Source organism: Streptomyces sp. NPDC058632 (genome assembly GCF_042717095.1).
In the GTDB taxonomy this organism is placed as follows: domain Bacteria; phylum Actinomycetota; class Actinomycetes; order Streptomycetales; family Streptomycetaceae; genus Streptomyces.
This window is the reverse complement of the sequence record NZ_JBHXQZ010000168.1, coordinates 1-6,926: the sequence shown is the minus strand read 5'-3', so window position 1 is coordinate 6,926 and position 6,926 is coordinate 1. Positions and strand designations below refer to the sequence as shown.

Annotated in this window: 6 protein-coding genes, 1 pseudogene and 1 riboswitch; of the genes and pseudogenes, 6 read left to right on the top strand and 1 reads right to left on the bottom strand. The window is 70.4% G+C overall.

Annotation, left to right across the window (positions count from 1 at the left end):
• The 5 genes and pseudogenes from ACFWVE_RS34390 to ACFWVE_RS34370 all read left to right on the top strand — a co-directional run.
• Nucleotides 1–139 (top strand): annotated as a pseudogene (locus tag ACFWVE_RS34390) (4-hydroxy-3-methylbut-2-en-1-yl diphosphate synthase); the annotation flags it as partial.
• 58 nt (nt 140–197) lie between these two features.
• Nucleotides 198–2,156 carry a 1-deoxy-D-xylulose-5-phosphate synthase gene (dxs, locus tag ACFWVE_RS34385; RefSeq protein ID WP_384023010.1) on the top strand — a complete coding sequence of 653 codons (1,959 nt, stop codon included), beginning with the start codon at nt 198–200 and terminating at the stop codon, nt 2,154–2,156.
• Nucleotides 2,153–3,580 (top strand): aspartate aminotransferase family protein, encoded by a 1,428-nt coding sequence (locus ACFWVE_RS34380; protein WP_384023006.1) that lies wholly within the window; start codon nt 2,153–2,155, stop codon nt 3,578–3,580. The genes dxs and ACFWVE_RS34380 overlap by 4 nt, the downstream gene beginning before the upstream one ends.
• A 67-nt stretch (nt 3,581–3,647) precedes the next feature.
• The gene (locus tag ACFWVE_RS34375; RefSeq protein ID WP_384023004.1) at nt 3,648–4,271 is read left to right on the top strand and encodes a helix-turn-helix domain-containing protein; all 624 of its coding nucleotides are present in this window, start codon (nt 3,648–3,650) and stop codon (nt 4,269–4,271) included.
• Entirely contained in the window at nt 4,268–4,390 is a 123-nt protein-coding gene (locus ACFWVE_RS34370) for a DUF6126 family protein (RefSeq protein ID WP_384023001.1), read from the top strand. Before ACFWVE_RS34375 ends, ACFWVE_RS34370 begins: the two co-directional genes overlap by 4 nt.
• Nucleotides 4,391–4,405: 15 nt before the next feature.
• On the opposite strand, the gene ACFWVE_RS34365 is transcribed toward ACFWVE_RS34370, so the two are convergent.
• On the bottom strand, nt 4,406–5,203 hold the full coding sequence (locus ACFWVE_RS34365; RefSeq protein WP_384022998.1) for a tyrosine-protein phosphatase: 798 nt from the start codon (nt 5,201–5,203) through the stop codon (nt 4,406–4,408).
• Between the two features lie 471 nt (nt 5,204–5,674).
• Nucleotides 5,675–5,869, top strand: a riboswitch (cyclic di-AMP (ydaO/yuaA leader).
• Between the two features lie 4 nt (nt 5,870–5,873).
• Here ACFWVE_RS34365 and ACFWVE_RS34360 point away from each other — a divergent pair.
• Complete coding sequence (locus ACFWVE_RS34360) at nt 5,874–6,875, top strand: peptidoglycan DD-metalloendopeptidase family protein (RefSeq protein ID WP_384022996.1); 1,002 nt, start codon at nt 5,874–5,876, stop codon at nt 6,873–6,875.
• Nucleotides 6,876–6,926 lie beyond the last annotated feature (51 nt).

Below are 6,926 nucleotides of genomic sequence, written 5' to 3'. Positions count from 1 at the left end.
GGGGCAGATCTTCGTGAAGGGCGAAGTGATCAAGACCGTCCCGGAGTCGAAGATCGTGGAGACCCTCATCGAGGAAGCCATGAAGATCGCCGAGCGGATGGAACAGGACGGCGCCGGCTCCGGCGCCCCGGCCGGCACCGGAAAGCCGGCAGTGACGGTGGGTCGAGGCAGGGCACGGACCGATAGGGGGACCGAGCGTGACGATACTGGAGAGCATCAGGCAACCACGCGACCTGAAGGCGCTGTCCGAGGCAGAACTCGGTGAACTGTCCAAAGAAATAAGGGAGTTCCTGGTGCACGCGGTCGCCAGGACCGGTGGTCATCTCGGACCCAACCTGGGTGTGGTGGAACTCACCGTCGCCCTGCACCGCGTCTTCGAGTCACCCGTCGACCGCATCCTGTGGGACACGGGCCACCAGAGCTACGTGCACAAGCTCCTGACCGGGCGTCAGGACTTTTCCAAGCTGCGCGGCAAGGGCGGCCTCTCCGGCTACCCCTCGCGCGAGGAGTCCGCACACGACGTCATCGAGAACAGCCACGCCTCCACGGCACTGGGCTGGGCCGACGGGCTGGCCAAGGCCCGCCGGGTGCAGGGGGAGAAGGGACACGTCGTCGCGGTGATCGGCGACGGCGCCCTGACCGGCGGCATGGCCTGGGAGGCGCTGAACAACATCGCCGCCGCCAAGGACCGCCCGCTGATCGTCGTCGTCAACGACAACGAACGCTCCTACGCCCCGACCATAGGCGGCCTCGCCAACCATCTCGCGACCCTGCGCACCACCGACGGCTACGAACGGGTACTGGCCTGGGGCAAGCACGTGCTCCAGCGCACCCCCGTGATCGGCGGCGCCGTCTACGAGGCGATGCACGGCGCGAAGAAGGGCTTCAAGGACGCCTTCGCCCCCCAGGGCCTCTTCGAGGACCTGGGTCTGAAATACGTCGGCCCCATCGACGGGCACGACATCAAGGCCGTGGAGTCCGCCCTGCGCCGGGCCAAACGCTTCCACGGGCCCGTCCTGGTCCACTGCCTCACCGAGAAGGGCCGCGGTTACGAGCCCGCCGTCACACACGAGGAGGACCGCTTCCACACCGTCGGCGTGATGGACCCCCTCACCTGCGCGCCGCTCGCACCGGCCGGCGGGCCGTCCTGGACCTCCGTCTTCGGCGAGGAGATCGTCCGCATCGGCGAGGAACGCGAGGACGTGGTGGCGATCACCGCCGCCATGCTGCATCCGGTCGGCCTGGGTGCCTTCGCGGATCGGTTCCCCGACCGGGTGTGGGACGTCGGCATCGCCGAGCAGCACGCCGCGGTGTCCGCGGCCGGACTGGCGACCGGCGGCACGCACCCGGTCGTCGCCGTGTACGCCACCTTCCTCAACCGCGCCTTCGACCAGCTGCTGATGGACGTGGCGCTGCACCGCTGCGGGGTCACCTTCGTCCTGGACCGGGCCGGCGTCACCGGCGTCGACGGGCCGTCGCACAACGGCGTGTGGGACCTGTCCGTGCTCCAGGTCGTCCCCGGTCTGCGCATCGCCGCACCACGCGACGCCGACCAGCTGCGTGCCCAGCTGCGGGAGGCGGTCGCCGTCGACGACGCACCGACGCTGCTGAGGTTCCCCAAGGAGTCCGTGGGCCCGTCCGTCCCGGCGCTGGACCGGATCGGCGGCACGGACGTGCTGCACCGCGCCGACGATCCCGAGGTGCTGCTGGTCTCGGTCGGCGTCATGGCGCCCGTCTGCCTCCAGGCCGCAGACCTGCTCGAGGCCCGCGGTATCGGGTGCACCGTCGTCGACCCGCGCTGGGTCAAACCCGTCGCCCCCGAAGTCGTGGGGCTGGCCGCCCGGCACCGGCTCGTGGCCGTCGTCGAGGACAACAGCCGTGCGGCGGGCGTGGGTTCGGCCGTGGCACTGGCGCTGGGCGACGCCGATGTCGACGTACCGGTACGGCGGTTCGGCATCCCGGAGCGGTTCCTCGCGCACGCCAAGCGCGGTGAGGTGCTGGCGGACATCGGCCTGACGCCCGTCGAGATCGCCGGCCGGATCGGCGCGAGCCCGGCCGTGGGGGAGGAGCGGCGGTTCCGGAACGAACCGTCCGGGAAGCAGCGGGCGCAATGGGCGCAACGGGCACCACGGGAACAACGGGAGAAACAGCCATGACCACCGAGGAGTCCGCCCCGGAACCGTCGGAGCCGTCACGGGCGGCCGGGGACTTCGACCTCGGCGCGCTACTGGCCGGGCGCGGAGCCGAGCGCTACGAACTGCACACCAGACACCTCAACCACCAGCTCCCGCGCATGCTGCACACCATCGGCTTCGACAAGGTCTACGAACGTGCCGAGGGCGCCCACTTCTGGGACGCGGACGGCAACGACCACCTGGACATGCTCGCCGGATTCGGGGTGATGGGCCTGGGGCGCCACCACCCCGTGGTCCGCAAGGCGCTGCACGACGTCCTCGACGCCTCGCTCGCCGACCTCACCCGCTTCGACTGCCCACCGCTGCCCGGACTGCTGGCCGAGGAACTGCTCACCCACAGCCCTCACCTGGACCGGGTGTTCTTCGGCAACAGCGGCACGGAGGCGGTCGAGACCGCGCTGAAGTTCGCCCGGTACGCCACCGGCAGGCCCCGCGTCCTGTACTGCGCGCACGCCTTCCACGGGCTGACCACCGGCTCCCTGTCCGTCAACGGCGAGTCCGGCTTCCGGGACGGATTCGCCCCGCTGCTGCCCGACACGGCCGTACCCCTCGGTGACGTGGGCGCGCTGGAACGGGAGGTGGCCAAGGGCGACGTCGCCGCCCTCATCGTGGAACCCATCCAGGGCAAGGGTGTGCACGCGGCCCCGCCCGGCTACCTGCGCGCCGCCCAGGAGCTGTTGCACCGGCACAAGGCGCTGCTGATCGCCGACGAGGTGCAGACCGGACTCGGACGGACCGGCGACTTCTACGCCTACCAGCACGAGGAAGGGGTCGAACCGGACCTGGTGTGCGTGGCCAAGGCGCTCTCCGGCGGCTACGTCCCGGTGGGGGCCACACTCGGCAAGGACTGGATCTTCCGCAAGGTCTACTCGTCGATGGACCGGGTGCTGGTCCACTCGGCCAGCTTCGGGGGGAACGCCCAGGCCATGGCGGCCGGCCTCGCGGTGCTGTCGGTCATGGAGAACGAACAGATCGTCGCGAACGCCCGGGCCACCGGGGAACTGCTGCGGTCCAGGCTCGCGGCCCTCGTCGGCACGTACGAGCTGCTCGCCGACGTCCGCGGCCGCGGCTTGATGATCGGCATCGAGTTCGGCCGGCCGCGGTCGCTGAAGCTGCGCGGCCGGTGGGCCATGCTGCAGGCCGCGCGCAAGGGACTCTTCGCGCAGATGGTGGTCGTCCCGCTGCTGCAGAAGCACAGGATCCTCACCCAGGTCTCCGGCGACCACCTGGAGGTGATCAAGCTGATCCCGCCGCTGATCATCGGCGAGCGGGAGGTGGACCGGTTCGTGGACGCCTTCACCGCGGTCATGGACGATGCCCATGAGGGCGGGCTGGTGTGGGAGTTCGGCAGGACTCTGGTGAAGCAGGCGGTCGCCAGCCGGTGAGAACGACGTTTCTTACCTGTGGGGCAATAAATTTGCCCCACAGGTAAGAATGCGGCTGAATGGAGTCATGAGCTTCCCAGGGGCCGGGCCGTCGGCCGCACCGGCCGACGCGCTCCCCGCGGTCGCCCCGCAGCTGCGCGCCCTCAGGCGCCGGGCCTCCCTGACACTGGAGGCCGCCGCCCGTGACGCGGGACTGTCGCCCGCGCACCTCTCCCGGCTGGAGACCGGACAGCGCCGGCCTTCGCTGCCGCTGCTGCTCTCCCTCGCCCGCACCTACGGTACGACGGTTTCCGAACTGCTCGGTGAGACCGCCGCCGGCCGTGAGGCCGTGGTGCGCGCCGCCGACATGGAGCCGACCACGGCCGGCGGCTGGACCTACCGGCAGGCCGGTTCCCCGGGGCGCGGGATGCAGGTCCTGCGGGTCCAGGTCCCGCAGGGATCCCAGGGCGACATCGTGCGGGTCCACCCCGGCGAGGAGTGGCTGTACGTCCTCGAGGGGCGGCTGCGGCTCCGCCTCGGGGACACCCTGTACCGCCTCGCCCCGGGCGACAGCGCGCACTTCGACTCGCTGACCCCGCACCGCATCGCCGCCGAGGGCCCCGACGGGGTCGAGCTGCTGTTCGTCCACACCCTGCTGCAGAGTCCCACGGCCGCCCTGTGCCTGGGCCCCACCCATGGAGATGCGTCATGAAGGACATGGAGGAGAAGTTCCCTCGCGCCCTGTGGGTGAGGCTGTTCATCTACGTCGTGGTGGGCCACCTCTTCGCGGCCTTCATCTACCTGCTCTTCGAGCTGGGTGCGAAGGCGTAGCCCTCGAGGAACCGCTCAGTCCAGCATGCGCTCGCGCAGCCGTTCCCGGTTCTCGGGGGTGAGCCCGAGCGCCTGCTCGAGATAGGGGTCCACGCCGCCCCAGGTCTCCTCGATCGTCTCGAGCGCGGCCGACAGATACTCGGCGCGGGCGTCGAACAGCGGGTCGAGCAGTTCCATGACCTCGGGTGAGTAGGCCGAGGCGGAGGTGGAGCTGCGGCGCACCTTGTAGCGGCGGTGCGCGGCGCTGGACTTCAGGTAGTCGTCGAAGATCGCGTCCCGTTCCACGCCCAGCGCGAGCAGCGTCACCGCCACCGACAGGCCCGCGCGGTCCTTGCCCGCCGCACAGTGCATCAACGCGGGCAGGCACTCTTCGGCGAGCGAGATCAGCACCCGGGAGTGCTCGGAGGTGCGCTGCGTCACGGTCGCGCGGTACGAGGCGATCATCCGGTCCGCTCCCTTGCCGTCGGCGAGGATCGCGCGGAGCTGGTCGAGGTTCCCGTCGCGGACCATCTTCCAGAACTCGGCGCCGTCGGCCGGGTCGCTCAGCGGCAGGTTCACATTGCGCACGCCGGGCAGTTCGATGTCCCGCCCGTCCAGCTTGTGGTCGGCCGCGTTGCGGAAGTCGAAGACGGTGTGCAGCCCCAGGGAGGACAGGAAGGCGGCGTCCTCCTCGGTGGCGTGAGCGAGGTGGCCGCTGCGGAACAGCACCCCGTGCCGTACCCGTCGGCCGTCGACGGTCGGCAGGCCGCCCACATCACGGAAATTGCGCACACCGGTGAGCTCGGGTTCGGTCGACGGGATCTGCTGCGTCACGGGGGCCCCTTTCCCACTCTGCGCCGCCGGCGCGGCGGCGTCGGCGGGTGTCACCCGACGATACGACATGCCTGGCGGGGGCCATGAGTTGGCGACCGGGCCGACGGCGTGGCGCCGGCGGTGCCGGGCCGCCGGCGCGGTCGGGCCCGTGGCAGCCCCGGGCAGACCCGCCGCCGGGGCGGGTGCCCGTTCTTTCGCTATTGGGCGTTCTGTCCGTTTAGGCGCTTTCGCTATAACCTGCCCCAATAGAGGGGGAGATGGGGGCGGGGTGGTGAGCATCGTCATAGAGGTGACGATGTGTTGTCGCCATGCTCACGTAATTCCGGTGTTTCGCAAGGGGATTCGGAGGGTGCGCAATGCCCGGGGCGACTCTGGGTGACGGTGTTTATGCCAATGGATCACGGAAATGCGCCTTTGCTCGGAAGATCGGGCTTGTTCCTTTGCGTCCCGGTCGCCTACGTTCACCATCGATCCGGACAGACGCCTAATCCTGCCGCTGTCCGGAGCCTTCACCCTCTGACCCGTGTACGGCAGGAGCGGGGGACCCACAGGTACGACTGCCTGTTCCGGTCTCCGGAACGGCTTGGGGTTAAGCCGCGTTTCGACGCGGCCGGGCATCTCCAGTCCGAACCCGACAGCTCACCTCGTAGGCGCCGGAGAGGAATTCGTCATGCCCGCAAAGGGTAAGCACCGCCGCCCCAGCGCTTCGCGTCTCACCCGTTCCATCGCCGTCGCCGGAACCGGTGGCGCCGTACTCGCCCTGCCGCTTCTCGGCGCCACCGGGGCGAACGCCGCCCCTGCGCAGGCTGCCCCGGAAAAGGCCGTCCAGTCGTATTCCGTCGCCGCTGGGACGGCTGACGGCGTGAAGGCCGACGGCGACAGGAGGGACGACGCCCGCACGTACATAGTGAAGGGCGGCGACTACCTGGCGAAGATCGCCGAGTCCGAGAACGTCGACGGCGGCTGGAAGCGGCTCTACGCCGACAACCGCGAGGTCGTGGGCAGCGACCCGTCGCTCATCCACCCCGGTCTGAAGCTCTCGGTCGACGGCAAGGCCGCCGCGACCGTCGCGCCGAAGAAGTCCTCTTCTTCCGAGGAGACCGCTTCACCCTCCTCGTCCGCTCCGTCCTCCGCGCCGAAGCCGGCGGCGGCCGGCGAGTCCTCGGAGCAGTCCGCTCCGAAGCCGTCCGCGGACTCCTCCGAGGAGTCCGCGTCGAAGTCCTCCTCCGGTGCCGCGACCGCGAACCAGGCCGCCAGCACCTCCGGTTACAGCTCGCCGGTGCCCGGCGGCGGCCTCGGCACCGCCTACAAGGTGGCCGGCAGCATGTGGTCCAGCGGCTACCACACCGGTGTCGACTTCGCCGTCCCGACGGGCACCTCCCTCAAGGCCGTGGGGCCGGGCACCGTCGTCTCCGCCGGCTGGGCCGGCTCGTACGGCAACCAGGTCGTCGTCAAGCTGAACGACGGCCACTACGCCCAGTATGCCCACCTGTCCTCGCTGTCCGTCTCGGCAGGCCAGACCGTGAGCGGCGGCCAGCAGGTCGGCCTCTCGGGCTCCACCGGCAACTCGACCGGCCCGCACCTGCACTTCGAGATCCGCACCACGCCGGACTACGGCTCGGACGTGGACCCGGTCTCCTACCTCCGCGGCAAGGGCGTCTCCATCGGCTGACCTCCGCGGCGACCCGCCCGACACGCCGCCCAAGGCCGGACCCCGATCCCC